The 850-nt window shown below is 63.1% G+C and carries 1 protein-coding gene; it reads right to left on the bottom strand.

Going from position 1 to position 850, the window contains the following annotated elements:
* Window positions 1–694 (bottom strand): trypsin-like serine peptidase (locus ACLQ2R_RS39470; protein WP_425966535.1); only part of this gene is annotated, 694 nt, incomplete at its 3' end.
* Between the last annotated feature and the right edge of the window lie 156 nt (window positions 695–850).

The following is an 850-nucleotide window of genomic DNA, read 5'->3' as shown; positions in this document are numbered from 1 at the left end:
CTTCCTTACGACCGGTGAACTTGTCGTAGTCGGCCTTGGAGACTTCCTTGGCGGTGCCGCCACCGATCTGGACACCGTTGTAGACGGTCACGAACGCGTAGTCGCGGTCGTAGTCCTCGTAGTTGGCGAAGTCGTAGTGGGTGTAGGCGGTCTTGCCGACGTAGATGCCCCACGGGGTCTTGCCCTGGTAGTAACCGGGCACGAAGACCCAGTTGTCCATGACGCTGGCGTCAGCCTTGTCGTCGTAGACGCAGTGACCGGCGGTGGCGACCAGGTTGCGGTACTTGCCCTGGATCGAGGTGGCCGAGCACCACTTGAGCTCGTTCTTCTCGTCGACGAAGAACACCTTGCCGATGGTCTTCGGCAGGTTGATGTTCTTGACCTTGGCGGAGGCCTTGGTCTCCTCGCCGGTCGGCTTGACCGCGCCGGGCTTGCCGTCGGCGGTGTAGCCGCCACCGGCGTTCAGCTTCGGCGTGGCCTTGGTCTCCCAGGTGTAGGGAGTCGCCTTGGCGAGGTTGTTGGTGTGACCGTTGGCCTTGAGCCAGAAGTCGGCCACTTCGGCCGCGGCCGGGGCGTCCTTGGCCATGGTGTCGTAGGCCCAGTCCGGAACGGCGTTGGCGGTGCCGGCCAGACCGGCGGCCAGCAGACCGGTGGCCAGGATGGCGCCACCGGCGGGGAGGAGGATGCGCTTCAAGGGGAGCTCCTTGGTCTGATGTGGAACGCTTCTTGCGTTCCATGCGTCAGTAAAGGGAATGCCTGAAACATACAGTGTGGATCTTGGGCATCGGAAGCCACTTCGAGGGGTAAAGATCCGCCTGCCACCCCCGTGACCCATCCGTAATGTTTAGAC

The sequence above is a fragment of the Streptosporangium sp. DT93 genome, assembly GCF_049844535.1.
Taxonomy (GTDB): Bacteria; Actinomycetota; Actinomycetes; order Streptosporangiales; family Streptosporangiaceae; genus Streptosporangium.
The sequence above is the reverse complement of the archived record's forward strand: the minus strand, read 5'-3'. Positions and strand labels throughout refer to the sequence as shown.